25 protein-coding genes are annotated in these 25,266 nt (G+C 72.6%); 18 read left to right on the top strand and 7 right to left on the bottom strand.

The genetic code is table 11. The annotated features are described in order from the left end of the window. The first annotated feature begins 13 nt into the window (after positions 1–13). The 13 genes from glyA to DMP17_RS41110 all read left to right on the top strand — a co-directional run bounded on the left by glyA (position 14) and on the right by DMP17_RS41110 (position 12,751). Positions 14–1,297 (top strand): serine hydroxymethyltransferase, encoded by a 1,284-nt coding sequence (gene glyA / locus DMP17_RS41170; RefSeq protein WP_226350071.1) that lies wholly within the window; start codon positions 14–16, stop codon positions 1,295–1,297. A gap of 38 nt (positions 1,298–1,335) precedes the next feature. After that, positions 1,336–3,195, top strand: a complete 1,860-nt coding sequence (locus DMP17_RS41165) for a glycosyltransferase family 4 protein (RefSeq protein WP_337832376.1) — start codon at positions 1,336–1,338, stop codon at positions 3,193–3,195. 282 nt (positions 3,196–3,477) lie between these two features. Beyond that, complete coding sequence (locus tag DMP17_RS41160; RefSeq protein ID WP_337832375.1) at positions 3,478–3,954, top strand: hypothetical protein; 477 nt, start codon at positions 3,478–3,480, stop codon at positions 3,952–3,954. Between the two features lie 360 nt (positions 3,955–4,314). Then, entirely contained in the window at positions 4,315–5,088 is a 774-nt protein-coding gene (gene atpB, locus DMP17_RS41155) for a F0F1 ATP synthase subunit A (RefSeq protein ID WP_062397367.1), read from the top strand. A 124-nt stretch (positions 5,089–5,212) separates the two neighbouring features. Next, entirely contained in the window at positions 5,213–5,458 is a 246-nt protein-coding gene (locus tag DMP17_RS41150; protein ID WP_020621511.1) for a F0F1 ATP synthase subunit C, read from the top strand. 63 nt (positions 5,459–5,521) lie between these two features. Next, on the top strand, positions 5,522–6,070 hold the full coding sequence (locus DMP17_RS41145; protein WP_062397364.1) for a F0F1 ATP synthase subunit B: 549 nt from the start codon (positions 5,522–5,524) through the stop codon (positions 6,068–6,070). Then, positions 6,070–6,900 (top strand): F0F1 ATP synthase subunit delta, encoded by an 831-nt coding sequence (locus DMP17_RS41140; protein WP_226350073.1) that lies wholly within the window; start codon positions 6,070–6,072, stop codon positions 6,898–6,900. Before DMP17_RS41145 ends, DMP17_RS41140 begins: the two co-directional genes overlap by 1 nt. Before the next feature lie 75 nt (positions 6,901–6,975). Next, a complete protein-coding gene (gene atpA / locus DMP17_RS41135) occupies positions 6,976–8,613 on the top strand; it encodes a F0F1 ATP synthase subunit alpha (protein ID WP_226350074.1) in 1,638 nt (545 codons plus the stop codon). 12 nt (positions 8,614–8,625) lie between these two features. Further along, positions 8,626–9,624 carry a F0F1 ATP synthase subunit gamma gene (locus tag DMP17_RS41130; RefSeq protein ID WP_226367372.1) on the top strand — a complete coding sequence of 333 codons (999 nt, stop codon included), beginning with the start codon at positions 8,626–8,628 and terminating at the stop codon, positions 9,622–9,624. Further along, positions 9,624–11,057 (top strand): F0F1 ATP synthase subunit beta, encoded by a 1,434-nt coding sequence (gene atpD, locus DMP17_RS41125; protein ID WP_062397356.1) that lies wholly within the window; start codon positions 9,624–9,626, stop codon positions 11,055–11,057. The genes DMP17_RS41130 and atpD overlap by 1 nt, the downstream gene beginning before the upstream one ends. Positions 11,058–11,107: 50 nt before the next feature. Then, a complete protein-coding gene (locus tag DMP17_RS41120) occupies positions 11,108–11,479 on the top strand; it encodes a F0F1 ATP synthase subunit epsilon (RefSeq protein ID WP_020621465.1) in 372 nt (123 codons plus the stop codon). Between the two features lie 20 nt (positions 11,480–11,499). Beyond that, complete coding sequence (locus tag DMP17_RS41115; RefSeq protein WP_062397354.1) at positions 11,500–11,949, top strand: DUF2550 domain-containing protein; 450 nt, start codon at positions 11,500–11,502, stop codon at positions 11,947–11,949. Positions 11,950–12,010: 61 nt separating this feature from the next. Continuing rightward, positions 12,011–12,751 (top strand): E3 ubiquitin ligase family protein, encoded by a 741-nt coding sequence (locus DMP17_RS41110; RefSeq protein WP_226350077.1) that lies wholly within the window; start codon positions 12,011–12,013, stop codon positions 12,749–12,751. Positions 12,752–12,789: 38 nt separating this feature from the next. On the opposite strand, the gene DMP17_RS41105 is transcribed toward DMP17_RS41110, so the two are convergent. Then, entirely contained in the window at positions 12,790–13,383 is a 594-nt protein-coding gene (locus DMP17_RS41105) for a cob(I)yrinic acid a,c-diamide adenosyltransferase (RefSeq protein ID WP_337832374.1), read from the bottom strand. A 124-nt stretch (positions 13,384–13,507) separates the two neighbouring features. Here DMP17_RS41105 and murA point away from each other — a divergent pair, with 124 nt between their 5' ends. Continuing rightward, positions 13,508–14,776 carry a UDP-N-acetylglucosamine 1-carboxyvinyltransferase gene (gene murA, locus DMP17_RS41100; RefSeq protein ID WP_226350079.1) on the top strand — a complete coding sequence of 423 codons (1,269 nt, stop codon included), beginning with the start codon at positions 13,508–13,510 and terminating at the stop codon, positions 14,774–14,776. A 4-nt stretch (positions 14,777–14,780) separates the two neighbouring features. Here murA and DMP17_RS41095 read toward each other — a convergent pair whose 3' ends face one another. Both DMP17_RS41095 and DMP17_RS41090 read right to left on the bottom strand, forming a co-directional pair. Beyond that, positions 14,781–15,761 carry an AraC family transcriptional regulator gene (locus DMP17_RS41095; RefSeq protein ID WP_337832373.1) on the bottom strand — a complete coding sequence of 327 codons (981 nt, stop codon included), beginning with the start codon at positions 15,759–15,761 and terminating at the stop codon, positions 14,781–14,783. 61 nt (positions 15,762–15,822) lie between these two features. After that, positions 15,823–17,283: a purine-cytosine permease family protein gene (locus DMP17_RS41090; protein WP_226350081.1), complete on the bottom strand. Its 1,461-nt coding sequence runs from the start codon at positions 17,281–17,283 to the stop codon at positions 15,823–15,825. 227 nt (positions 17,284–17,510) lie between these two features. Here DMP17_RS41090 and DMP17_RS41085 point away from each other — a divergent pair, with 227 nt between their 5' ends. Both DMP17_RS41085 and DMP17_RS41080 read left to right on the top strand, forming a co-directional pair. Further along, positions 17,511–18,002, top strand: a complete 492-nt coding sequence (locus tag DMP17_RS41085; protein ID WP_226350082.1) for a VOC family protein — start codon at positions 17,511–17,513, stop codon at positions 18,000–18,002. A gap of 106 nt (positions 18,003–18,108) precedes the next feature. Then, the gene (locus DMP17_RS41080; protein ID WP_337832372.1) at positions 18,109–18,960 is read left to right on the top strand and encodes a DUF1206 domain-containing protein; all 852 of its coding nucleotides are present in this window, start codon (positions 18,109–18,111) and stop codon (positions 18,958–18,960) included. 4 nt (positions 18,961–18,964) lie between these two features. Here the strand turns inward: DMP17_RS41080 and DMP17_RS41075 are convergent, their stop codons facing one another. After that, positions 18,965–19,297, bottom strand: a complete 333-nt coding sequence (locus DMP17_RS41075) for a hypothetical protein (protein WP_226350084.1) — start codon at positions 19,295–19,297, stop codon at positions 18,965–18,967. Positions 19,298–19,514: 217 nt separating this feature from the next. On the opposite strand from DMP17_RS41075, the gene DMP17_RS41070 reads away from it, so the two are divergent. After that, positions 19,515–21,533 carry a protein meaA gene (locus tag DMP17_RS41070; RefSeq protein WP_226367462.1) on the top strand — a complete coding sequence of 673 codons (2,019 nt, stop codon included), beginning with the start codon at positions 19,515–19,517 and terminating at the stop codon, positions 21,531–21,533. 38 nt (positions 21,534–21,571) lie between these two features. Here the strand turns inward: DMP17_RS41070 and DMP17_RS41065 are convergent, their stop codons facing one another. From DMP17_RS41065 to DMP17_RS41055, 3 genes are read right to left on the bottom strand one after another with little or no spacing between them, the layout of a single operon-like run. Next, positions 21,572–22,684, bottom strand: a complete 1,113-nt coding sequence (locus DMP17_RS41065) for a methyl-accepting chemotaxis protein (protein WP_226350086.1) — start codon at positions 22,682–22,684, stop codon at positions 21,572–21,574. Between the two features lie 34 nt (positions 22,685–22,718). Then, positions 22,719–23,624: a transporter substrate-binding domain-containing protein gene (locus tag DMP17_RS41060; protein WP_337832371.1), complete on the bottom strand. Its 906-nt coding sequence runs from the start codon at positions 23,622–23,624 to the stop codon at positions 22,719–22,721. 23 nt (positions 23,625–23,647) lie between these two features. Then, positions 23,648–24,421 (bottom strand): enoyl-CoA hydratase-related protein, encoded by a 774-nt coding sequence (locus DMP17_RS41055; protein ID WP_226367460.1) that lies wholly within the window; start codon positions 24,419–24,421, stop codon positions 23,648–23,650. A gap of 60 nt (positions 24,422–24,481) precedes the next feature. On the opposite strand from DMP17_RS41055, the gene DMP17_RS41050 reads away from it, so the two are divergent. After that, complete coding sequence (locus tag DMP17_RS41050) at positions 24,482–25,243, top strand: TetR/AcrR family transcriptional regulator (RefSeq protein WP_337832370.1); 762 nt, start codon at positions 24,482–24,484, stop codon at positions 25,241–25,243. Positions 25,244–25,266 lie beyond the last annotated feature (23 nt).

Raw genomic sequence — 25,266 nt, 5'->3', positions numbered from 1 at the left:
AGCGTGTCCCGGCGTGAGCGAGCAGACCTTCTGGGGACCGGACTTCCACGCACTGCAGCAGCAGGATCCCGAGATCGCGGGCGTCGTGCTGGACGAGCTCGAGCGCCTGCGCGGCGGACTGCAGCTCATCGCGAGCGAGAACCTGACCAGCCCCGCGGTGCTGGCCGCGCTCGGGTCGACGCTGTCGAACAAGTACGCCGAGGGCTACCCCGGCCGCCGCTACTACGGCGGCTGCGGCGTCGTCGACGTCGCCGAGAACATCGGCAACGCGCGGACCAAGGAGCTCTTCGGCGCCGAGCACGTCAACCTCCAGCCGCACTCCGGTGCGAGCGCGAACCTCGCCGCCTACGCGGCGTTCGCCAAGCCCGGCGACACCGTGCTGGCCATGGACCTCAAGCAGGGCGGCCACCTCACGCACGGCAGCAAGGTCAACTTCTCCGGCCTGTGGTTCGACGCGGTGTCCTACACCGTCCGCGAGGACACCGAGGTCATCGACTACGACCAGGTCCGCGACCTGGCCAAGCAGCACCAGCCGAAGATCATCATCGCCGGTGCGACCGCGTACCCGCGCCTGATCGACTTCGCGGTGTTCCGCGAGATCGCCGACGAGGTCGGCGCCAAGCTCATGGTCGACGCCGCGCACTTCATCGGCCTGGTCGCCGGCAAGGCGATCCCGTCGCCGGTGCCCTACGCCGACGTCGTCACCGCCACCACGCACAAGGTCCTGCGCGGCCCGCGCGGCGGCATGGTGCTGTGCCGCGAGGAGCACGCGAAGGCCATCGACAAGGCCGTCTTCCCGTTCTCCCAGGGTGGCCCGCTGATGCACGCGGTCGCCGCGAAGGCCGTCGCGATGAAGGAGGCGGCGCAGCCGGAGTACCAGGCCTACGCCCGCCAGGTCATCGCGAACGCCCAGGCGCTGACCAAGAGCCTGGAGTCCGAGGGCATGCGCGCCGTCTCCGGCGGCACCGACAACCACCTCGCGCTGCTGGACCTGCGTCCGATCGGCGTCACCGGCTCGGAGGCGGAGACCCGCTGCGACCGCGCCGGCATCACGCTGAACAAGAACGCGATCCCCTACGACCCGGCGCCGCCGATGAAGCCGTCCGGCATCCGGGTCGGCTCGCCCAGCGTCACCACGCAGGGGATGACCGAGGCCGACATGGCCGAGGTCGGCGCCCTGCTGGCCCGCGCGGTCAAGGCCGAGCACGACACCACGGCCGGCGACGCCGAGCTCGCCGACGTCGCGAAGGCGGTCACCGCGCTCGTCTCGAAGGCACCGGCCTACCCTCGGGGGTGACCTGAGACCCACGGCGGAGGCGGAGAGGCGCTCGCGACGTGCCCACTGACCAGTTCACGTACGGACTCCCCATCCGGGAGCTCCTGCTCGTCGGGCTGGTCGCCGCCGTCGTCACGCTGCTGCTGACCGGGCCGGTCCGGATGCTGGCGCTGAAGGTCGGCGCGGTCGCCTGGCCGCGGGGACGGGACGTGCACGTCACCCCGACCCCGCGGTGGGGCGGCCTGGCGATGTTCGGCGGGGTGCTGGCCGGGCTGCTGCTGTCGCTGCAGCTCCCGGCCCTGCGGCTGGCCTACTTCGAGCAGAGCACCGAGGTCGTCGGGGTCGTCGTCGCGACCGGGTTGCTGGTCGGCGTCGGGATGCTCGACGACCGCTACGACCTCGACGCCCTCACCAAGTTCGCCGCGCAGGTCACCGCGGCCGGGCTGCTGGTCCTCTACGGGGTCCAGTGGCTCCAGATCTGGATCCCGATCGGCGGCGACTCGTTCCTCAGCGGGTCGGTGCTGGCGCTCGGGCAGAGCCAGTCGGTGCTGCTGACGGTGCTGGTCACCGTCGTCCTGGTCAACGCGATGAACTTCGTCGACGGGCTCGACGGGCTCGCGGCGGGGATCGGGCTGATCACGACGCTCGCGACCGCGGTGTTCTGCATCGGGCTGATCAGCGAGAACGGCAATGATCCGGCCACGTTCGTCCCCGCGCTGCTCGCGGTGGTGCTCGCGGGATCCTGTCTGGGGTTCCTGCCGCACAACTTCCACCCCGCGCGGATCTTCATGGGCGACACCGGCTCGATGATGGTCGGGGTGATGCTAGCCGCCGCGATCACGAGCGCGTCCGGCCGCGTCCCACAGTCGGACACCCCTTCGCCCGGGGATCTGCTGGCGCTGGTCTCCCCGGTGGTCGTGCTGGTCGGCATCGTGTTCATCCCGTCGCTGGACCTGCTCATGGCGGTCGTGCGCCGGACCCGGGCCGGGACCAGCCCGTTCAGCCCGGACAAGATGCACCTGCACCACCGCCTGCTCCAGGTCGGGCACAGCCACCGGCGCGCGGTGCTGCTGGTCTACCTGTGGGTCGCGGTGATCGCCTTCGGTGCGGTCGCGCTCGCCCTGGTCCCGCGCACCGGCCTGGTGCTCGCCGCGACCGGGATCGCGCTGGTCGTGGCGTTCGTGGCCTCGGCCGTGCCGCACCGGTCGCGGATGCGCACCGCCTCCGCGGCACCGGCCGCCGCGGGGGAGACGGCGATCGCCTCGACCGACGACCTCCCGGACGCCGGGCCCGAGCGCGGGACGCCCCCCGCCCGGCCGTCCGCCGGCGGTCCGGTCGTGGACGGTCCCGGACCGCCGGGCCACGCCGCGGCGGCGCCCGCGCCGGGCAGGGTCGTGCCGGGCGGGGACACCTCCGGTCGGGACCCGTCACGGCGGGACACACCGGGCCGGGACGCATCCGGTGGGCCTGCGCCGTGGACGCGAGGCGCGCACCGGCCGAGCGGCGGGCGTGGCCCGTCGCGGACCGGGACGCGACGCGCGCCCGCCGGCACCGGGGGACCGGTGGCCGCCGGTGCTGCGGGACCTGCGCTCGCCGGACCCGGACCCGGACCCGCCCGGCTCACGGGCGCCCCGACCGGGGGGCCGGAGCACCTCGGCGCGACGACGGCCGCCGAGGCCGGGCCGCCTATACCGCCGCCCCCGTCCCGGCCCGTCGCCGCCCGTCCGCGGATGCCACGCGGCACGGCCGCCGGACCGCCGACGCCGGACCCGACCGGCCTCGGGCCGACCCCACCCCGCCCGCAGCCCCCGCGCGGCACCGGTCACCGCGCCCACCCCGCCGCGACGCCGGGGTCGGGGCCGGACCAGCCGACCGTCCCCACCCCCGCGCACCACCCCGCCCGCGACCGCGACGCCTGACCTGCGCCGGTCCTCGCCCTGGGGAGAGGTGTCCGCGCTCACGGATCGGGCCCCGCCCGGCCCCGTACGCCGCCCGGTCCCGGGCCCGCCGAGCGCGTCGAGAAGCACCCGGGTGCTGCTCGACAGCGGTCCGACTGCGCTCAGGCACTTCTCGACGCGGGCCGGGCAGCACGGGACATCGCGGGGGACGGCGCCGGTCGGGGTGCCGGACCCGCCGGTTACCGTGTGCGCGGAGCCGTACCCGCTGGTGGGGCGGCCGGTGAGCCGGGAGGCGGACGCACCGTGTGGCGATGGGACCGCTGGGGGACCGTGGAGTACGACGGTCCCGCGCTCGGTCAGGCGCAGGTCGTGCGGCGGCTGTCGGGGTCGATGGCCCGCGGCGCCGCCCTGGTCGGTGTGGCCACCACGGTGGTCTGCGCCGTCGGCGGGGTCGTCGCGGCCGGGGTCCCGGGCCTGTCCGCCGCGGCCCTCGGTGGCCTGCTGGCCACCGGCTCGGCCCTGCTCACGCCGGTGCTGATGCTGCGTACGACCCATCTCGAGCCGGGCGCTGTGATGCTGGCCGCATTCGGCGGCCTCGCGATGAAGGCCGTCATCCTCCTGCTCGCCCTGTTCACCCTCGGGGGGACGGCGGGCCTGCACCGCATGTCACTGGCCGTCACCATGCTCGTCGTCTTCATCACGACGACGGCGGCGGAGGCCTGGGCGGGGCAGAAGCTCCAGATCCTGATCGGCACCGATCCGGGGTCCACAGATGCCTGACCTGGGGTTCGACGACCGTTTCGTCCGTTCCTGCGGTGCCCTCGCGGGCCTCCACGGGGGCTGTCGAGGGCGTCGGGCGGATGACCGGGCGGCGACCGCCGGGGGAGTTAACGGTGAATCACCCGACGCGACGCGCCGGACCCGACCAAGATCGTTTCGCCGGACGAACGCGCAGGTGAGGTGCGTACGAGCCCCCGACATCGTGTAGAAGTACGGCTGATAGCATCCGCCACGTAGGCGATGTGGGTGACTTCCGGTGTTTCGACCCGGCCGCCCGGAAACACATCGCGCCACGAGGCACCTTGCAGGCGATCCCCCGTTCCGCGTGGATGCGGAACGGGAGCACCGGAAGGACCCCCATTGGGCACGTTGGTACTGGCGGCCGAGGAGTTCACTCCGCCCGGCGCAGGTCTGTTCGAGTACCCGCCGATCTTCGGCGCCGTCACCAAGCCGATGGTGCTGGCGGTCCTGTCGCTGATCATCGTCGCGGCCGTCTTCACGCTGGGCACGCGCAAGCTGTCCATCGTCCCGAGCCGATTCCAGTTCGGACTGGAGTCCTTCTACAACATCCCGCGCAACACGATGGCGCGTGACCAGATCGGCTCCGAGGACTTCAAGCGGTACATCCCGCTGATCCTCGGCCTGTTCAGCTTCATCCTGGTCAACAACATCTTCGCGATCATCCCGGTGATCCAGTTCCCGACGCTGTCGCGGATCGGGTTCCCCATCGCGCTGGCGTTGTTCGTCTACGTCTTCTACCACTACGCCGGGTTCAAGAAGCACGGGTTCTTCGGCTACATCAAGCACGCCGCGCTGCCGCCGGGCGTCCCGGTCTTCATCGCGCCGCTGATCATCGTGATCGAGCTGCTGCAGAAGTTCCTGGTGCAGCCGCTCTCGCTGGCACTGCGTGTGTTCGCCGCGATGTTCGCAGGCCACCTCATCCTCGCCCTGACCGCCGTGGGTGCGGCGTTCCTGGTGTCGGCGGGCTCCGCGCTCGTCATCGCGTCCCCGGTGGTGTTCGCCGCCGGGATCGCGTTCACGTTCCTGGAGGCGCTGGTCCAGGTCATCCAGGCCTACGTCTTCGCCCTGCTCGCCGCCGTGTTCATCGGCGCGGCGATCTCCGAGGACCACTGACAGCACCACCGAGACCCCGGTGCCGTCGGCACCGCGCTCGCACCACCTGCTTCATCCGCCGGCCCGTCCGGGCCGATACACCGAACGACCCGCATCCCGCGGACCCGACGGAAGGAAACCCGAAGTGAACGTCACCCAGGTTCTGGCCCAGGAAGCCGCCAACATCAACCCGGGCCTCGCGGCCATCGGGTTCGGCGCCTCGGCCATCGGCGCCGGTATCGGCGTCGGCCTGATCTGGTCGGCCGTCATCAGCGGCACCGCCCGCCAGCCGGAGGCCCGCGGCCAGCTGATGGGTATCGGCTGGACCACCTTCGTCCTCGCCGAGCTGGTCATGCTGATCGGCCTGGTGCTCTTCTTCATCGCGCAGTAAGAGCCGGCAGATCACTCTCATGCCGGTCCCGGTACCGGCGGCCATGTCAGGGAAGGACACACGGTGGAACTGATTCTCGCCGCCGAACAGCCGCTTCCGATTCTCCCGCACCTCGATGAGCTCGTGCTCGGTGTGGTCGCGTTCGCGATCCTGCTGTTCCTGCTCTGGAAGTTCGCGGTCCCGCGCTTCGAGACGCTCTACGAGGAGCGGACCGACGCGATCGAGGGCGGCCTCAAGCGTGCTCAGGAGACCCAGGAGCAGGCGGACCGGCTGAAGAAGGAGTACGAGGAGCAGCTCGCCGGCCTCCGGGCCGAGGCGGCGCGCATCCGCGACGACGCCCGGGCCGAGGGCCAGCAGATCAAGGCCGAGCTCCGCGAGGAGGCCGAGGCCGAGGCCGCGCGCATCAAGGCCCGTGGCGAGGAGCAGGTGGCCGCGTCGCGCGACGCCGCCCAGCGTGCTCTGCGCAACGAGGTCGGGGGCCTGTCGGTCCAGCTGGCCGAGCGCCTGCTGCGCGAGCAGCTGGCCGACGACTCGCGTCGCTCCGCGACGATCGACTCGTTCCTCGGTGAGCTCGACCAGCAGGGCGTGGCCCAGCGGAGCGGGGCGAACTGATGGCGGCTGTCCTGCAGCCCGCCAGCCGTGAGTCCCTCGCGGCGCTGACCGAGCGGCTGGACTCCTGGACCGACTCCGCGTCGGCCCGGGACCTGACCACGACCGCGGACGAGCTGTTCGCGGTGGCCCGGTTCCTGGACTCCGAGCGCTCCGTCCGGCGCCTGCTGGCCGACGCGTCCTCCCCCGAGGATGCCCGCGCGGACCTCGTCCGCCGGCTGTTCGGGTCCCAGCTCTCGCAGCCGACCGTGGACCTCGTCTCCGAGCTGGCGCGCAAGCGCTGGTCGAAGGCCCGCGACATCGTCACCGGCGCGGAGGGCCTGGCCCGCCGCACGGCCATCGCGATCGCGGACCGCAACGGCTCCCTCGACGAGGTCGAGGACCAGCTGTTCCGGTTCGGCCGGATCGTGGCCCGCGAGCCGCAGCTGGCGAGCCTGCTCGGCGACGGCGCCCGGCCCGTCGAGGGTCGCGTCCAGCTCCTGGACTCGGTGCTCGGCGAGAAGGTCTACCCGGTGACGGCGACGCTGCTCCGCGAAGCGGTCCGGCTGCCCCGCAGCCGGCACCTCGACGTCGTCGCCGAGGAGCTCGCCGAGCTCGCGGCGGCCCGCCGGGACCGCTCGGTCGCCAAGGTGCGCACACCCGTCGAGCTCTCCTCCGAGCAGGAGACCAAGCTCGCCGAGACCCTGGGCCGTATGTACGGCCGCACGATCTCCCTGCAGGTCGAGCTCGACCGGAGCCTCCTCGGAGGCCTGGTCGTGCAGGTCGGCGGCGAGGTCATCGACGGCAGTGTGGCGGGTCGACTCGCCGCAGCTCGCCGATCCCTGCCCAGCTGACCTGCTTCGGACGCGATCGCCGGACCCCGGCGGAACGACCCGAAGACCCCGTTCGAGAGAAGGAACGACGCAGCCATGACAGAGCTGACGATCTCCTCCGAGGAGATCCGGAGTGCGATCTCCAGCTACGTCTCGTCGCTGGAGAGCGGCACGTCCCGCCGTGAGGTCGGGATCGTCGCCGACACCGGTGACGGCATCGCCCACGTCGAGGGTCTGCCCTCGGCCATGACCAACGAGCTGCTCGAGTTCGAGGGCGGCGTCCGCGGCGTCGCCCTGAACCTCGAGCAGAACGAGATCGGTGCGGTCGTCCTGGGCGACTACACCGGCCTCGAGGAGGGCCAGCAGGTCACCCGCACCGGCGAGGTCCTGTCCGTGCCGGTCGGCGAGGGCTACCTGGGCCGGGTCGTCGACCCGCTGGGCAACCCGATCGACGGCCTCGGCGACGTCGAGAGCGACGCCCGCCGCGTGCTCGAGCTCCAGGCGGCCGGCGTGATGGACCGCCAGTCCGTCGGCGAGCCGCTGCAGACCGGGATCAAGGCCATCGACGCCATGACCCCGATCGGCCGCGGCCAGCGCCAGCTGGTGATCGGCGACCGCAAGACCGGCAAGACCGCGGTCTGCGTCGACACGATCATCAACCAGAAGGAGAACTGGGAGTCGGGCGACCCGTCGAAGCAGGTCCGCTGCATCTACGTCGCCATCGGCCAGAAGGGCTCCACGATCGCCGGTGTCCGGCAGTCCCTCGAGGACGCCGGTGCGCTGGAGTACACGACGATCGTCGCGGCCCCCGCGTCCGACCCGGCCGGCTTCAAGTGGCTCGCGCCCTACACCGGCTCGGCCATCGGCCAGCACTGGATGTACCAGGGCAAGCACGTCCTGATCGTGTTCGACGACCTGTCGAAGCAGGCCGAGGCCTACCGCGCGATCTCGCTGCTGCTGCGCCGCCCGCCGGGCCGTGAGGCCTACCCGGGCGACGTCTTCTACCTGCACTCGCGTCTGCTGGAGCGCTGCGCGAAGCTCTCGGACGAGCTCGGCGCGGGGTCGATGACCGGTCTGCCGATCATCGAGACCAAGGCGAACGACGTGTCGGCCTACATCCCGACCAACGTCATCTCGATCACCGACGGCCAGGTCTTCCTCGAGTCCGACCTGTTCAACCAGGGTGTCCGGCCGGCGATCAACGTCGGTATCTCGGTCTCCCGGGTCGGTGGCTCGGCGCAGATCAAGGCCATGAAGACGGTCTCGGGCTCGCTGCGTCTGGACCTGTCGCAGTACCGCGAGCTGGAGGCGTTCGCCGCCTTCGGTTCCGACCTCGACGCCGCCTCGGCCGCCGCTCTGGGCCGTGGCGAGCGCCTGGTCGAGCTGCTCAAGCAGGCGCAGTACGCGCCGGTCTCGGTGCAGGACCAGGTCGTCTCGATCTGGCTGGGCACCTCCGGCAAGCTCGACTCGGTGCCCGTCGCCGACGTGCAGCGCTTCGAGTCGGAGTTCCGCGAGTACTCGCGTCGCCACGCCTCCGGCGCCCTGAACGAGATCACCGACACCGGGAAGCTCTCCGACGACGCCGTCGAGACGCTGACCAAGTCGGTCGACGAGTTCAAGCGCAACGAGTTCACCGCGTCCGACGGTTCCTCGGTCGTCCCCAAGGAGAAGGCCGAGAAGGCCCTCGACGAGGACGATGTCGAGCAGGAGACCGTCACGGTCAAGAAGAACTGAGGCTGATACCCGATGGCGGCACAGATCCGGGTGCTGCGCCGGCGTATCCGGTCGACGCAGTCCATCAAGAAGATCACCCGTTCCCAGGAGCTGATCGCGACCTCACGGATCGCGAAGGCCCGGGCGCGGGTGGACGAGGCACGTCCGTACGCCGAGCTGATGACGAGCACCCTGTCGGAGCTCGCGTCGAACTCGGCGCTGGACCACCCGCTGCTCGTCGAGCGGGAGCAGCCGAAGCGGGCCGCGGTCCTGGTCGTCACCAGTGACCGCGGTCAGTGCGGCGGCTACAACGCCAACGTCCTCAAGGAGGCCGAGCAGCTCCAGGCCCTGCTCCGCGAGCAGGGCAAGGAGCCGGTCCTCTACGTGATCGGCCGCAAGGGCGTCTCGTACTACCGGTTCCGCAACCGGGAGATCGAGCAGTCGTGGACCGGCTTCTCCGAGCAGCCGGGCTACGAGCACGCGGCCGAGGCCGCACGGACGCTGGTCGACTCGTTCATGGCGGGGGAGGACGACCACGACGGCAACACCGACGGTGTGACCGGCGTGGACGAGCTGCACCTCGTCTACACCAGCTTCAAGAACATGATCACCCAGGTGCCGCAGGCCCGGCGGATGGCTCCGCTCGAGGTCGAGTACGCGGCCGACAGTGCCTCGGCGAAGCCGGTCGACGAGATCGACAGCGACGCCGACACGGCCGAGAGCCAGCGGGACCACCCGGAGAGCAAGGGGCTCCAGCCGCTCTACGAGTTCGAGCCGGACCCGGACACGCTCTTCGACGCGCTGCTGCCGAAGTACATCGGGGCCCGCCTCTACGCGGCCCTGCTGGAGTCGGCGGCGTCGGAGTCGGCGAACCGGCAGCGGGCCATGAAGGCCGCGACGGACAACGCCAACGAATTGATCCGTAGCCTGACCCTGGAGGCCAACCAGGCTCGCCAGGCACAGATCACCCAGGAGATCAGCGAGATCGTCGGTGGGGTCGACGCTCTCGCCAGCGCAGGAAGTGAGAGCTGATGACCACGACCGCCGAAACTTCGGCCGGCCCGATCACCGGGCGCGTCGTCCAGGTGACCGGCCCGGTCGTCGACGTCGAGTTCCCGCGTGACCAGGTCCCGAACCTGCTCAACGCCCTCACGCTGGAGGTGGACCTCTCCGGCGACAAGCGCAAGCTGACGCTGGAGATCGCCACGCACCTGGGTGACAACCTGGTCCGGGCCATCTCCATGCAGCCGACCGACGGCGTCGTGCGCGGCCAGGAGGTCACCGACCTCGGCCGCCCGATCTCCGTGCCGGTGGGCGACCAGGTCAAGGGCCACGTGTTCAACGCCCTCGGCGACTGCCTGGACGACCCGTCCATCCAGTTCACCGGTGACCTCCGGTCGATCCACCAGAAGGCCCCGCGCTTCGACGAGCTCGAGGGCAAGACCGAGATGCTGGAGACCGGCATCAAGGTCCTGGACCTGATGACGCCCTACGTCGTCGGCGGCAAGATCGGTCTGTTCGGTGGTGCCGGTGTCGGCAAGACCGTGCTGATCCAGGAGATGATCCAGCGTGTCGCGCTGAACTTCGGTGGCACCTCGGTGTTCGCCGGCGTCGGTGAGCGCACCCGTGAGGGCAACGACCTCATCACGGAGATGACCGAGTCGGGCGTCATGAAGAACACCGCCCTGGTGTTCGGTCAGATGGACGAGCCGCCGGGCACCCGTATGCGCGTCGCGCTCTCCGCGCTGACCATGGCGGAGTACTTCCGTGACGTGCAGGAGCAGGACGTCCTCCTGTTCATCGACAACATCTTCCGGTTCACCCAGGCCGGCCAGGAGGTCTCGACCCTCCTCGGCCGCATGCCGTCCGCGGTGGGCTACCAGCCCACCCTGGCCGACGAGATGGGCGAGCTGCAGGAGCGGATCACCTCGACCCGCGGTCGTTCGATCACCTCGATGCAGGCGATCTACGTCCCCGCGGACGACTACACCGACCCGGCTCCGGCGACGACGTTCGCGCACCTCGACGCCACCACCGAGCTCTCCCGGCCGATCTCCCAGAAGGGGATCTACCCGGCGGTGGACCCGCTGACCTCGACCTCGCGGATCCTGGACCCGCAGTACGTCGGTGACGAGCACTTCCGCGTCGCCAACGAGGTCAAGCGGATCCTGCAGAAGTACAACGACCTGCAGGACATCATCGCCATCCTCGGTATCGACGAGCTGTCCGAGGAGGACAAGCAGCTCGTCGGCCGGGCGCGTCGCATCGAGCGCTTCCTGTCGCAGAACCTCCTGGTCGCCGAGCAGTTCACCGGCCAGCCGGGCTCGACGGTCCCGCTCAAGGAGACCATCGAGGCGTTCGACAAGATCGCCAAGGGCGAGTTCGACGACGTCCCCGAGCAGGCGTTCTTCCTCTGCGGCGGTCTCGACGACCTGGAGAAGAACCGCAAGAAGCTCGAAGGCTGAGCGACGCTTGCGGAGCGAAGAGACAGCGGAGTTCGACTATGCCTGCTGAGATGACTGTGGAGCTCGTGTCGGTCGAGCGCCGGCTGTGGTCGGGCGACGCACGCTTCGTGCTCGCCCGGACCACGGTCGGCGAGGTCGGCATCCTGCCCGGCCACCAGCCGATGCTGGCCCAGCTGGAAGAGGCCGGGGTCGTCCGCATCGACTCCACCGACGGCTCGAAGCGCACCATCGCGGTGCACGGCGGGTTCCTGTCGGTGTCGGCGGAGCGGGTGTCCATCCTGGCCGAGTTCGCCGAGCAGGCGGACGAGATCGACGTCGAGCGGGCCCGGCGGGCGCGCGACGGCGCCGACTCGTCCACCGACGAGGGCAAATCGGCGATCGCCCGGGCCGAGGCCCGCCTTCGGGCGGCCGAGGCGAACTAGTACGGGGACCGGGCACGGCAGTGGAGCTCATCGCGGCGTTCGTCGGAGTTCTGCTGCTGTGCCTGGTCGTCCCCCTGGTCTGGCTCGCCGTACGGCGGGTACGACTCATGCGCAACGGCGGTGTGGACCTGTGTCTGCGCCGCCGTTTCGCTGTCACGGACTGGCACTTCGGCGTCGGGCGCTACGAGGGCGAGCGGTTCGCCTGGTACCGCCTGACCAGCTTCCGGATCGGTGCGACCGTCGTGATGGACCGGGCCGACCTGGAGATCGTCGACCGGCGGCCGCCGCACCGGTCGGAGGAGTTCGCGATCCCGATGGCGGTCGAGGTGCTGCGCTGCCGCGGCCGCGACGCCGCCGGCCGGGGCATCGACGTCGAGCTGGCGATGTCGGCGGGCGTCCGCACCGGCTTCATGGCGTGGCTGGAGTCCACCCCGCCGGGGCAGGGGCACGGCTACCGCGAGGCGTCCTGACCTCCCCGGATCGGTAGCTCTACGGACCTGTCGTCCGGTCTGTCCGTTCTATGCTGCCGTCGTGGATCTGGTCTTCCTGGCGTTTGCGGGCATTCTCGGCTGGCTGGCGTGGACGTCGTTCCGCGAGGCCCGCGACGGGCACGCCCGCTGGACGCGCGGCCTGGCCGCGACCCCGGTGACGGTCGCTGAGCTCGTCGCCATGGCCGGCTCCGTCCGCGACGAGCTCGACGCCCCGGCGTTCCGCCAGGTGGTGTCGCTGTCCGGCACCGTCGAGCCGCTCGACGACGAGGCCCGCCCGGCCCCGCTCACCGGGGTCGACTCGGTCTGGTTCCGGTTCGTCGAGGAGGCGCTCTCCCGCGGCCGGGACGACCGGGAGGAGCGGCAGGTCGTCGCCGAGCAGCGGCGGGAGCGGCCGTTCCGGCTGACCGACGGAGGCGCGGAGGTCGTGGTCGACCCCCGCGACGCGCACACCGAGATCCCGGTCGCCGAGCGCCGCCGGGTCACCGACGACGGCGAGGGCCACGAGTTCGGCCTGTTCCGCCTCGTCGACCCGACGGTGGCCCGCGAGCGCACCGAGTGGCGGATCGAGCCGGGCTCCCGGCTCACCGTGGTGGGGGAGGCCCGGCTGTCCGGGGACCGGGTACGCCTGTCCGCCGCGGCCGACCACCCGCTCACACTCACCGTCGCCGAGCGCGGCGACCACCTGGAGCGCAGCCGGAGCCGCAGCGGCACCGCGATGCGGCGGGCCGTGGCGTTCGGCTGCGGCGCCGTCGTCGCGCTGCTGGTGGCGGTGCTGACCTGAGCGGGCCGTCCTGAATGGGCCGTCCGGAGCGGGTCCGGTCAGGCGTCGGTGATCGGGGCGCCGTGCGGGCCGCCCGGCTGCCACAGGACGTCGCCGTCGGGGTTCGCGACCCGGCCGAGGATGAACAGCAGGTCCGAGAGCCGGTTGAGGTACTGCGCGGTCAGCGGGTTGGTGTGCTCCCGGTCGACCTCCAGCAGGCCCCACACCGACCGCTCGGCACGCCGGGCGACGGTCCGGGCGACGTGCAGGTACGCCGCCCCGGGGGTGCCGCCGGGGAGGATGAAGGAGTTGAGCTTGGGCAGCTCGGGGTTGAACTCGTCGCACCAGCCCTCGAGCCGGGTCACGTAGCCCTCGGTGACCCGCAGCGGCGGGTACTCGGGGTTCTCGACGATCGGGGTGCACAGGTCGGCGCCGACGTCGAACAGGTCGTTCTGGATCTGCCGCAGCGGGTCGACGATCCGATCCGGGAGTCCCCCGACGGTCACGGCGACCCCGATCGCGGCGTTCGCCTCGTCGGTGTCGGCGTAGGCCGCCAGCCGGGCGTCGGTCTTCCGGACCCGGCTGAAGTCGCCCAGGGCCGTCGTACCGTCGTCGCCGGTCTTCGTGTAGATCCGCGTCAGATGCACCGCCACCCCGACAGGCTAGGGGCGCCGGTGCCTCGGCGACCAGATGCGGGGGTGCGCCGGACGGTCCGAAGGGTCAGGGCCGTCCGGGGCGGGCATCCGGCGCGGTGACGGTCCCGTTACCGTTCCGGGCGTGGTGGAGCATTTCGCGGTCAACGGCGGGGCCCGGCTGAGCGGGTCCGTCGACGTCGTCGGGGCGAAGAACAGCGTGCTCAAGCTCATGGCGGCGGCGCTGCTGGCCGAGGGGCGGACGACGCTCGAGAACTGCCCGGAGATCCTGGACGTGCCGCTGATGGCCGACGTCCTGCGGAGCCTGGGCTGCACGGTCGCGATCGAGGGGTCGACCGTGCACATCGACGTGCCCGCCGACCCCGGGGCGGAGGCCGACTACCGGTCGGTGTCCAAGCTGCGCGCGTCGGTGTGCGTGCTCGGGCCGCTGGTGGCGCGCTGCCGGCGGGCGGTCGTCCCGCTCCCCGGGGGCGACGCGATCGGCTCGCGCCCGCTGGACATGCACCAGAACGGGCTGCGCAAGCTGGGCGCGACCACCGACATCGTGCACGGCAGCGTCACCGCGACGGCGGGTGACCTGCACGGCGCGCAGATCTGGCTGGACTTCCCGAGCGTCGGGGCGACCGAGAACATCCTGATGGCCGCGGTGCTCGCCGAGGGCACGACCGTCATCGACAACGCGGCCCGCGAGCCGGAGATCGTCGACCTCTGCGTGATGCTGCAGCAGATGGGCGCCAAGCTCGAGGGCGTCGGCAGCTCCACGCTGACCGTGCACGGCGTCGCCGGGCTGCAGCCGACCACGCACCGCGTCATCGGGGACCGGATCGTCGGTGCCACCTGGGCGTTCGCGGCCGCCATGACCCGCGGCGAGGTCACCGTGCGCGGCGTCGACCCGCACCACATCGACCTGGTCCTCGACAAGCTCCGCAGCGCGGGCGCCGAGGTCACCACCGCCGAGCAGGAGTTCTCGGTCACGATGCCCGGCCGCCCCGAGGCGGTCGACTTCGTGACGCTGCCCTACCCGGGCTTCGCGACGGACCTGCAGCCGATGGCGATCGCGCTGTCCGCCGTCGCCGAGGGCACGTCGATGATCACCGAGAACGTGTTCGAGGCGCGCTTCCGCTTCGTCGACGAGATGGTGCGCCTGGGTGCGGACGCCCGCACCGACGGGCACCACGCCGTCGTACGGGGGCGGCCGGAGCTGTCCAGCGCGCCGGTGTGGGCCAGCGACATCCGGGCGGGCGCCGGGCTGGTGCTGGCCGGGCTGTGCGCGCGGGGCACCACCGAGGTCTGGGACGTCGCGCACATCGACCGCGGCTACCCGCGGTTCGTGGAGAACCTGTCCGCACTGGGCGCCGACATCCGGCGGGTCGCGGGCGAGCCGGAGCGGTAGGCGCTCAGCCCCGCAGGGTCGCCGACGGCGACTCGCCGTGGCGGCGCCGGTACTCGGCGGCGAACCGGCCGAGGTGGGTGAACCCCCAGCGCAGCGCCACGTCGGTGACGGTGCTGGCGGCCGGGTCGGCCGCGGCCAGCTCGGCGTGCACCCGGTCCAGCCGGACCGAGCGCAGGTACTCGGTGGGGCTGGCGCCGACGTGGGTGCGGAACCCGTCCTGCAGCGCCCGCACACCGACCCCCACGGCCTCGGCGACGTCGGCGACGGTCAGCGGCTCGTCGGCGTGCCGGTCGATGAGCTCGACGGCGCGGCGGACCAGCTTGGGCAGCGGGCGCCGGGTGTCGTCGTGGAGCGCCTGGCTGTAGTTGTGCGCGTGCCCGGCGAGGAGCTGGCCGAGCAGGACCGACTGCAGGTGCACCAGGGCGAGCGGGCTGGCGAGCAGCGGGCCGTCGTCGCGGATCTCGGCCCACAGCAGCTCCACCAGCCGCCGCCAGGAGCGTCCGGCGGCCGAACCGAGGTCGAGCGGCGCGGCGAAGCGCAGCGGCCGGACGGCGGGGAGCCCGGTGAGGGCGGCGAGCTCGCGTTCCACCGCGGCTCGCTCGAAGCGGACGATGAGCTGCGGGCTGGCGGCGGACCGGGAGACGGCGAGCGCGTCGCCGGGGGAGATGACCACGCCGCTGCGCGGGTCGGCGACGACCCGGTCCGCCCCGACGGTGACCTCGGACCGTCCGCCCAGCGGGATCTCGACGAGGTAGAAGTCCCGCTCGGCGCCGGCCGCGATGCGGACCGGTGCGCCGTAGTCCAGCCGGCAGACGCCGACCCCGCCCACCCGGTCCGACCGGTACCGCGCGGCCAGCGGCGTGGACCGCTCGACGAGCCTGAGGTCGTGCGGGCAGAAGTCCTGCCCGACGATCTCGCGGGTCTCGTCGACGTCGTGGCTGGACAGCCGGACGCGGTGGGCGGTGGCGGTGGCGGTGGCGGTCACGGGCACTCCTCGGGAGCGACGGAGCGGCCGGTCCCGGCGACCGGCCGCTCCGCTCAGGTCGTCATTCTCCGACCTGCACCGTCGTTTCGGGTGTCGCCCGCGTTACGGTCGTCACGAAAACGCGAGTCCTCAGCAGGGGATACGCCACCAGCACGGTCACGAGCGCGACGACGAAGCCCAGCGAGGTCACCCCGGTCTCCTGCAGGACCCCGCCCAGGACCGACGCCCCGACCACCGAGACCACGCCGGCGAGGTTGACCGGCTCCGCCTCGTCCGGCGCCGCGACCCGGCGGCGGCGCACCACGAAGAAGTCCGCGATGATCACGCCCGCGAGCGCGGTCGTCGTGACCCCGAGCAGGCCGAGATAGCTGTTGACCAGGCCGAGGATGTCACCGGCGACCATCAGCAGCCCGATCACGTTCCCGACGACGACCATCGCCACCCGGCCCGGGTTGCTGCCGAACAGCCCGTCGGCCAGGTTCGACAGCGCCAGCGACCCGCTGTAGGTGTTGAGCACCTGCGCCTTGACCTGCGCCACGTACATCAGGACGAAGCCCAGCGTGCCGGCGAGCACGATGAAGAACGCGCCGGAGTTGTTCGCGATCATCCAGGTCACCTTGTCGGCGACGCTCGTGCCGGACTGGGTCGCGGCGACCGCCGGGTTCCGGCCGAGGTAGTCCGAGACCAGGCCCGAACCGGCGTGGATGAGCACGGTCCCGAGCGCGACCACGACGACGTCGATCATGATCGAGCCACCGACGGCGAGGATGCCGACGTCGCGGCTGGAGCGGGCGTAGCGGGCGAAGTCGGCGTCGACCAGGGCCAGCGCGCCGGCCGACCCGGCCAGGATCGACAGCACCGCGGTGAACCGCTCCGCGCCGCTGCCGTAGCCGGGCACGACCGGGCCCGCGGCCAGCAGCTCGCTCATCGACAGCCCGGAGCGGACGAACGCGACGACGGCGAGTGCCACCGTCAGCACCACGAACACGACCAGCAGGACCATCGAGGTCCGCTGCACCAGCGACAGCCCGAACACGGTCAGCCCGATCCAGGCCAGGGTGAGCACGCCGTAGATGACGATCGCGTTGGCGAGCGTCGGCTCCCAGCCGAACATGAACAGCGTGCCGTAGTAGAGCAGCGCGTTCTCCAGGGCCAGGAAGCCCAGGATCATGAACGCGAAGATCAGCGACGCCAGCGCCGACCCGCGCACGCCCAGGCCGTAGAAGCGGGCGGTCACGGTGCTGGAGGTCCCCGAGACGTAGGCGACGTGGCCGACCAGCCAGCCCAGCGCGCCACCGAAGACGGCCACGACGACACCGGCGAGGATGCCCCAGCCGACGCCCGCGATCAGCGTGACACTGCCGCCGATGGCGAGCTGGATCAGGGTGGAGGCGATGCCCGCGGTGTTGGTCATCAGCCCCCAGCCCGAGCGGCGCTCGGAGTCGGGCACCGCGGTCAGTGCGTGGTCTTCCATCTGTGCGCGCAGCTGCGCCGGTGCGGAGCCGGAGCCGGAGTCGGTCATGGCGGTCCCTTCGTGGGCGACGGTCCAGGCCGTCGATGCCGCGGAACGCTAGGAGCGCCCGCCACGACCGGCGATCCGTCCGGCGCACCGTTTGTCCGCGCAACGCACCCCGCTGTCCGCGCAGGTCCGGACGGGGCCGTGGACGCGTTGACGGCCGCCGTCGCGGAGGGCTCCGATGGCGCCGCCGGCCGGGGCCCGCCCGGCCGTACGAGGAGGGAACGACCACCATGAGCGACCGGCCCGGAGCCTTCTCCCACGTCGGGGTCACCGTCCCCGACCTGCCCGCCGCCGTCGCGTGGTACCGGGAGGTGCTCGGCCTGTACCTGGTGGCGGGGCCGATCGAGGTGCTCGAGGACGGCTCCCCGCTCGGCGACGCCGCCGCCGCGATCTACGGCGAGGGCTTCACCCGCTTCCGCTTCGCCCACCTGGTGCTGCCCGACGGCGTCGGCCTGGAGCTGTTCTGCTTCGACCGGCCCGCGGTGCGCCGCCGCGACGACGACTTCGAGTTCTGGATGACCGGCATCAACCACTTCTCGCTCACCTGCGCCGACGCCCGCGGGCTCGCCGAACGGATCGCCGCGGCCGGGGGCCGGGTGCGTGCGGAGCCGGTGACGCTCGACGCCGGACGTGGCTTCGAGATCGTCTACTGCGCCGACCCGTGGGGAACGGTGATCGAGGTCTGTTCGCACCCCTACGCCCAGATGTGGGCCGCCGGCTGAGCCCCGACGCCGGAGCGGCGACGCCGTTGCTCCGAACGGCCCATCAGTCCGGCGGACCGGCCTGCGCCGTGCCACCCTTCGCGTCGACTCGACGAGGAGGCCCGTGATGGTGAGCACCCCCGACGCCGCGGACGTCTCGCAGGCCGGCCGCAAGGCGGGCCGCGGGGCGCGGGACGCCGCGCACTCGACACCGGTGCGCGTCGCCGCCCGGGTCGGCATCGCCGCGAACGGGGTGCTGCACCTGCTGATCGGCTGGCTCGCCGTCCAGATCGCGCTCGGCTCGGGCGGGCAGGCCGACCAGAACGGCGCCCTCGGGGCGATCGCCGCCGAGCCGGTGGGCCGGGTGTTCCTGTGGGCGCTGGTCGTCGGGTTCGCCGCGGTCGTCCTGTGGCGGGCCGTCTCGGCGGTGTGGGGCTTCCACTACATCGGCGACAGCACGAAGCGGACGGTGAAGCGGGTCGTCGCCGGCGGGCAGGCCGTCGTCTACGCGGTGCTCGCCGTCACCGCGGCGACCACCGCGATCAGCGGACGCGCGTCGAGCGGCGGCGGCGGGCGGGCGACCGCCGGGCTGCTGGGCCTGCCGGGCGGGCAGGTCCTCACCGCGCTGGTCGGGCTGGGTGTGCTGGTCGGCGGCGGGGTGATGGCCTGGAACGGCTACCAGAAGAAGTTCACCGAGGACCAGGACCTCGGCGGCGCCGACAGCCGGCTGCGGCGGATCAACGCCCGCACCGGGCAGGCCGGGTACATCGCGAAGGGGATCGCGATCGGTGTGCTGGGCATCCTGATGGGCGTCGCCGCGCTGACCTTCGACCCGCAGCGCGCGAACGGGCTCGACTCGGCGCTCAAGACGCTGCGCGAACAGCCCTACGGGGTGTTCCTACTGGTCGCGGTGGGCATCGGGATCGCCTGCTACGGGGTGTTCTGCTTCCTCGACGCCCGCTACCACCGGGTGGACTGAGCGCTCAGTCCAGGGAGCGGCGGCTGAGCACCACGCGGGCGTCCTGCACGTCCTTCGGGAAGACGAGCAGTGCCCAGCCGCCGCCGTCGGCGCGGGAGGTCGTCGCGCGGATGCCCTCGGAGCGCAGCCGGTCGCGCAGCACCCGGGCCGCCTCCGGCCCGGGCACCCGGGAGACCTCGGTGAGCAGCCCGGTCGCCACCGGGTCGTCCGGGTCGTCGGTCGGGAGCGCGTGGTGCTTCTGGTGGCCGTAGGTCCAGCGCAGCAGCAGCCCGAGCACCAGCAGCACCACCGCCAGGCCGATGACGGCGCCGAGCCGCGGGACCAGGTCGAGCTCCATCCGCCGATGGTCGCACCCGGACGGGCGACGCGCCCTGTCCGAGGGGTCGGGTGGTGAACCGATCCAGCGCTCGGTTTCCCGCGCGCGTCGCGTACTTTGCCGAACACAGGACTGTGACGAGGGACGACTCCGTGCCCGTCGCCGGCTACTGACGAGTAGTCTCTGTCCGCATCACAGGCAGTGCCGACTGTGCTCCCGCGACGACACGGAGGTTCCGGTGCCGTACCCCACCGATCGTGAGCGCGACCGTCCGTGGGTGATCCGCACCTACGCCGGTCACTCCTCGGCGGAGAAGACCAACGAGCTCTACCGCCGCAACCTGGCCAAGGGCCAGACGGGTCTGTCGGTGGCCTTCGACCTCCCGACCCAGACCGGCTACGACCCGGACGACGAGCTCGCCAAGGGCGAGGTCGGCAAGGTCGGCGTGCCGGTCAGCCACATCGGTGACATGCGCACGCTGTTCGAGGGCATCCCGGTCGCCGAGGCCAACACCTCGATGACGATCAACGCCCCGGCGATGTGGCTGCTCGCGCTGTACGTGGCCGTCGCCGAGGAGCAGGCGGAGCAGTCCGGTCTGGACTACGCCGAGGTCCGCGCGAAGCTCGCCGGGACGACCCAGAACGACATCGTCAAGGAGTACCTGTCGCGGGGCACCTACGTGTTCCCGCCCGGGCCCAGCCTGCGGCTCATCACCGACATGGTGGCCTGGTCGGTCGGCGAGATCCCGAAGTGGAACCCGATCAACATCTGCAGCTACCACCTGCAGGAGGCCGGGGCGACGCCGACGCAGGAGCTGGCCTACGCGCTGTCCACGGCGATCGCCGTCCTCGACTCGGTGCGCGACTCCGGGCAGGTGCCGCCGGAGAAGTTCGGCGACGTCGTCGGGCGCATCTCGTTCTTCGTCAACGCCGGCATCCGGTTCGTCGAGGAGATGTGCAAGCTCCGGGCGCTGGGCCGGCTCTGGGACGAGATCACCCTGGAGCGCTACGGCGTCGAGAACCCCAAGCAGCGACGCCTCCGCTACGGCGTGCAGGTCAACTCGCTCGGGCTGACCGAGGCGCAGCCGGAGAACAACGTCCAGCGCATCGTGCTGGAGATGCTCGCCGTCACCCTGTCCAAGGACGCCCGGGCCCGTGCGGTGCAGCTGCCCGCCTGGAACGAGGCGCTCGGGCTGCCGCGGCCGTGGGACCAGCAGTGGGCGCTGCGGATGCAGCAGGTGCTGGCCTACGAGACCGACCTGCTGGAGTACGAGGACATCTTCGACGGCTCCCGGGTCGTCGAGGCGAAGGTGGCCGAGCTCGTCGAGGGCGCCCGCGCGGAGATCGACCGGGTGCAGGAGATGGGCGGCGCGGTCGCGGCCGTCGAGTCCGGCTACATGAAGGGCGAGCTGGTCAACTCCCTCGCCGCCCGTCGTCGCCGGCTGGAGTCCGGCGACGAGGTCGTGGTCGGGGTCAACAAGTTCGACACGACCGAGCCGAGCCCGCTGCAGGCCGAGGGCGCCGACGCGATCTTCACCGTCGACCCGGCGACCGAGCGGTCCGCGGTCGAGGCGATCCGCGAGTGGCGCGCTGCGCGGGACCAGGACGCCGTCGACGAGGCGCTGCGGGCGCTGCGCGACGCGGCCAAGACCGAGCAGAACCTCATGCAGGTCTCGATCGACTGCGCGAAGGCGGGCGTGACCACCGGCGAGTGGTCCGGTGCGCTGCGCGAGGTGTTCGGGGAGTTCCGGGCACCGACCGGGGTGGCGGGGGCGAGCATGTCCGGCGAGGGCGCCACCGAGATCTCCGAGGTCCGCGAGCGGGTCCGCGCCACCGGCGACGAGCTGGGGCAGCGGCTGCGGATGCTGGTCGGCAAGCCCGGCCTCGACGGCCACTCCAACGGCGCCGAGCAGGTCGCCGTGCGCGCCCGCGACGTCGGGTTCGAGGTGGTCTACCAGGGGATCCGGCTGACGCCGTCGCAGATCGTGGCGGCGGCGGTCCAGGAGGGCGTGCACGCCGTCGGGCTGTCGGTGCTGTCCGGGTCGCACCTGGAGGTCGTGCCCGCGGTCGTGCGGGGGCTGCGCGACGCCGGGGCCGGGGAGGTGCCGGTCGTCGTCGGCGGGATCATCCCGCCCGAGGACGAGAAGCGGCTGCGCGAGGGCGGGGTCGCCGCGGTGTTCACGCCGAAGAACTTCCGGCTGACCGGGATGATGGACGAGATCGTCACCCTGATCCGGCAGTCCCAGGGTCTGGACTGAGTGCCCGGCCGGGCGGCACACGCCGCCCGGCCCGGGGCTCAGCCCTCGTCCTTCTCGCTGCCCCGGCGGCTCAGCAGCCGGAAGCCGGGGATCCCGATGATCGCCTGCCGGACCTCCTTGAGCACGTCCAGGAGCTCGTGCACGTCCGGTCCGACACGGTCGAGCGTGGTGAGGATCGGCATGATGTCCTCCTCCATGTGCTCGGTGAACTTCGGCAGCTGGTCCACCAGCCGGATCGCGGCGCGCACCTCCTCCTCGGAGAGCTCGTCGACGAAGCGCTGGGCCAGCGGGGCCGCCCGGCGGGCCAGCGGGCCGTAGAGGTCCAGCAGCTCACCGGCCTGCTCGCTGGCGCCCGCGGCCTGCCCGACGACCTCGCCCGCCCGGTCGGACACCGCCTTCGCCGCGGTGACGACACCGGTCGCGTCGGTGGTGACGGTCTCGACCTGCCCGATGAGGCCGCCGGCGCGCTCGCTGATCTCGCCGACGGTCCGGATGAGCCCGCCCGCCTCGCCGGTGACGGTGTCGACCCGCGCGAGCAGCCCGCTCGCGTTCCCGGTGACCACCGAGACCTGCTCGACGATGCCCTCGGCGTTCTGCGAGACCGTGGTGACCCGGCGGACCAGGTCGCCCGCCTCCTCGGAGACGGTGGTGACCCGGCGGACCAGGCCGTCGGCCTGCTCGGACACGGTGGTGACCTTGCGGACCAGGGTGTCGGCCTCGTCGGCGACCCCGCCCACCCGCGCGACCAGCTCCTCGGCGTCCCCGGCGACACCGGTGACCCGTCCGACCAGCTCCTCCGCGTTCCCCGCGACGCCGGTGACCCGGGTGACGAGCGCCTCGGCCTGCTCCGCGACCGGGCGGACCCGGGCCACGAGCTCGGTCGCCTCCCCGGCGACGGTGTCGACGGTCCCGATCAGCCCCTCGGCCCGGTCGACGACGCCGTCCACCCGGTCGAGCAGCTGCTCGGCGCGGGTCGCGATCGTGCCGATCCGGCCGACCAGCGAGCCGACCTCCTCCAGCAGCTCCCCGGCCCGGGCGGGCAGCCCGGCGACGGTCCCGGCGAGGTCACCGGTCGCCTCGACCACGGAGGCCGCGCCGGAGAGCAGGTCGGACGGGCCGGGAACGTCGATACCCGCGATGCGCAGCGCCATGGCCCGGATCATTCCAGTCCGGCGGCCGCGCGGCTCAGGAGTCGGGGGTGCGGGCGCAGAGCTCGTCGACGGTGAGGTCGCGCGGCGGCAGGTTCGCCGCGGTGAACCCGAACGGCGCGGCGAGCTCCAGCCAGCGCCCGGAGTCCTGCAGCGCGGTGAGCCCGCGGTCGAACTCGTCGCGGAAGGCACCGTCGGCGGGGCGGAACGCGAACGCCCCGGCCCCGACGACCGGTCGTCCCGCGACCTCGGGGGCGAACGCGGCGGTCACCTCCAGGCCGATGCCCGCGTTGCGGCGGACCTCGTCGAGCAGCGAGATGCGGGTGAGCGCCCCGACCTGCGCGCCGCCGTTCGCGACCTCGCGCACCAGCGCGCCCTGCGAGTCGACGGTGACGATGTGCTCGGCCCGGATGCCCGCCGCGAGCGCGTACTCCTGCTCGGCGCTGCCGTCGAGCACCGCCAGCGTCGCCCCGGACCGGCGGACCCCGGCCAGCGTCGCGACGCCCAGCGGGTTCCCGGCCGGGACCACCAGGCCGGTGCCCGCCACGTAGTCGGGGCGGGAGAACGCGACCTGCTGGCAGCGCAGCGCGGTGATCGTCAGCCCGACCGCGATGACGTCGAAGCGGCCGTCGAGCAGGCCGGGGACGAGCTGGTCGAACCTCGTCTGGACCGCGGCCAGGCCGCTGCCGCCGAGGCCGGTGACGACCGCGCGGGCCACCTCCGGGCTCTCCCCGGTGGCCCGGCCGGAGCCGTCGGTGTAGCCGAACGGGCGCTCCCCGGACAGCCCGACGACGACGTCGCCGCCGGCCCGCAGCCGGGACAGCGGGTCCGACGGCCCCCCGCAGCCACCCAGCAGCGGCGCGGCCAGCGCGGTCCCGCCGAGGGCGGCGGCCGCCCCCAGCAGGCGGCGCCGGCTCAGCCGGGTGGTGGTGCGGATCTGCATGGTCCCGCGAGCCTAGGTGCCGATCAGTCGGTCCACTCCGGGGCCCGCTTCTCCAGGAACGACGCCATGCCCTCGCGGGCGCCCCCGGACTGCGACATCGACGCCATGACCTCGGCCGCGACACCGTAGGCGTCGGCCTCGGGACGGTCGAGCTGGGCGTAGAGGGTCTGCTTGCCGACGGCCTTGGACAGCCTGCTGCCCCGGGTCGCACGGGCGAGCAGCTCGTCCACGCGGGCGTCGAGGTCGTCGTCGGGGACGGCGTAGTTGACCAGGCCCCAGTCGGCGGCGGTGGCCGCGTCGACCGGGTCCCCGGTCAGGGCCAGCTCCATCAGCCGCTTGCGGCCGATGTTCCGCGCGACCGGGACGGCCGGGGTGTGGCAGAACCAGCCGCCCTTGCCGCCGGGCAGCGCGAACGTCGCGGACTCCGCGGCGACGGCGAGGTCGCAGGACGCGACGAGCTGACAGCCCGCGGCCCAGGCCGTCGCGTGGACCCGGGCGATCACGACCTGCGGCACCTCCTGCACGGTGCGCATGACCGTCGTGCACAGCCGCAGCAGGGAGCGGACCCCCGCGAGGTCGCGGGCGGCGACGTCGCCGAAGTCGTGCCCGGAGGAGAAGGCCTTGCCCTCCCCGGCCAGCACGATCCCGGTCGCGTCGCTGCGTCCAGCGCTCTCGAAGGCGTCCAGCAGCTCGCGCAGGTGGTCCTCGGTGAGGGAGTTGCGGCGCTGCGGGCGGTTCATCGTGATCCGGACCGTGTCGCCGTCCTGCTTCACCAGGAGGTGCTCGTAGTCGGTCATGGAACGACGGTAGCCCGGAATCCGCTCGCCGCCGAGGGGTGGACGCGCTACCGTGACCTCGTGACCGGATTCGTTGATCCGGTCACGACGAGGAACGGGGGAGCGGTGGCGGTACCGGACGGGGTCGCGGCGGAGGACACCGCGCGGATGGAGCGGGTGCTCGACGCGGCGGCCGAGCTGCTGGTGCGCCGCGGCTACCGCGGGGTGACCGTCGAGGACGTCGCGCGCCGGGCTGGGGTCGGCAAGGGCACCGTCTACCTGCACGTCCGCACCAAGGACGCGCTGTTCCTCACCGTGCTGCTGCGCTCGCAGCGGCGGCTGTTCGCCGACCTGGCCGACCGGATGCTCGTCGAGCCCGCCGTGGCGCTGCCCTGGGGCATGTCGCGCGCGCTGTACGAGCGGCTGCGCGCCGACGAGGTGGCGCGTGCGCTGTACCTGGGCGACGGCGAGGTCCTCGGCCGGCTCGCGCACGAGGCCGCCGGGACCCTCGGGGAGCTGGGCCGCCGCCGGGACGCCGTGGTGCGCGAGCACTTCCGGCTGCTGCGGTCGGCCGGCCTCGTCGACGACGCGCTGTCCCCGGACGAGCAGGTCCACGCCTGGGGTGCGCTGACCTGGGGCTACCTGTTCACCGAGAGCGCGGCGAGCCCGTTCGCCCCCACCGATCCGCGGCGTACCGCGGAGCTGATCGAGCACGGCGTGGCCCGCCTGCTGACCGGGCCCGCCCCGGCCGCCCGGGCGTCGGAGGTCGCCGCGGCCGTCGCCGGTCTGTACCGGCCGCTCGTCGAGCACATCGACGCGGAGTGGAGACGTCGCGTCCGCTGATCCGGGCGCGCGAGGAGAGGAGT

Source organism: Pseudonocardia sp. TMWB2A, assembly GCF_017312135.1.
This window is presented reverse-complemented; position numbering and strand designations above follow the sequence as displayed.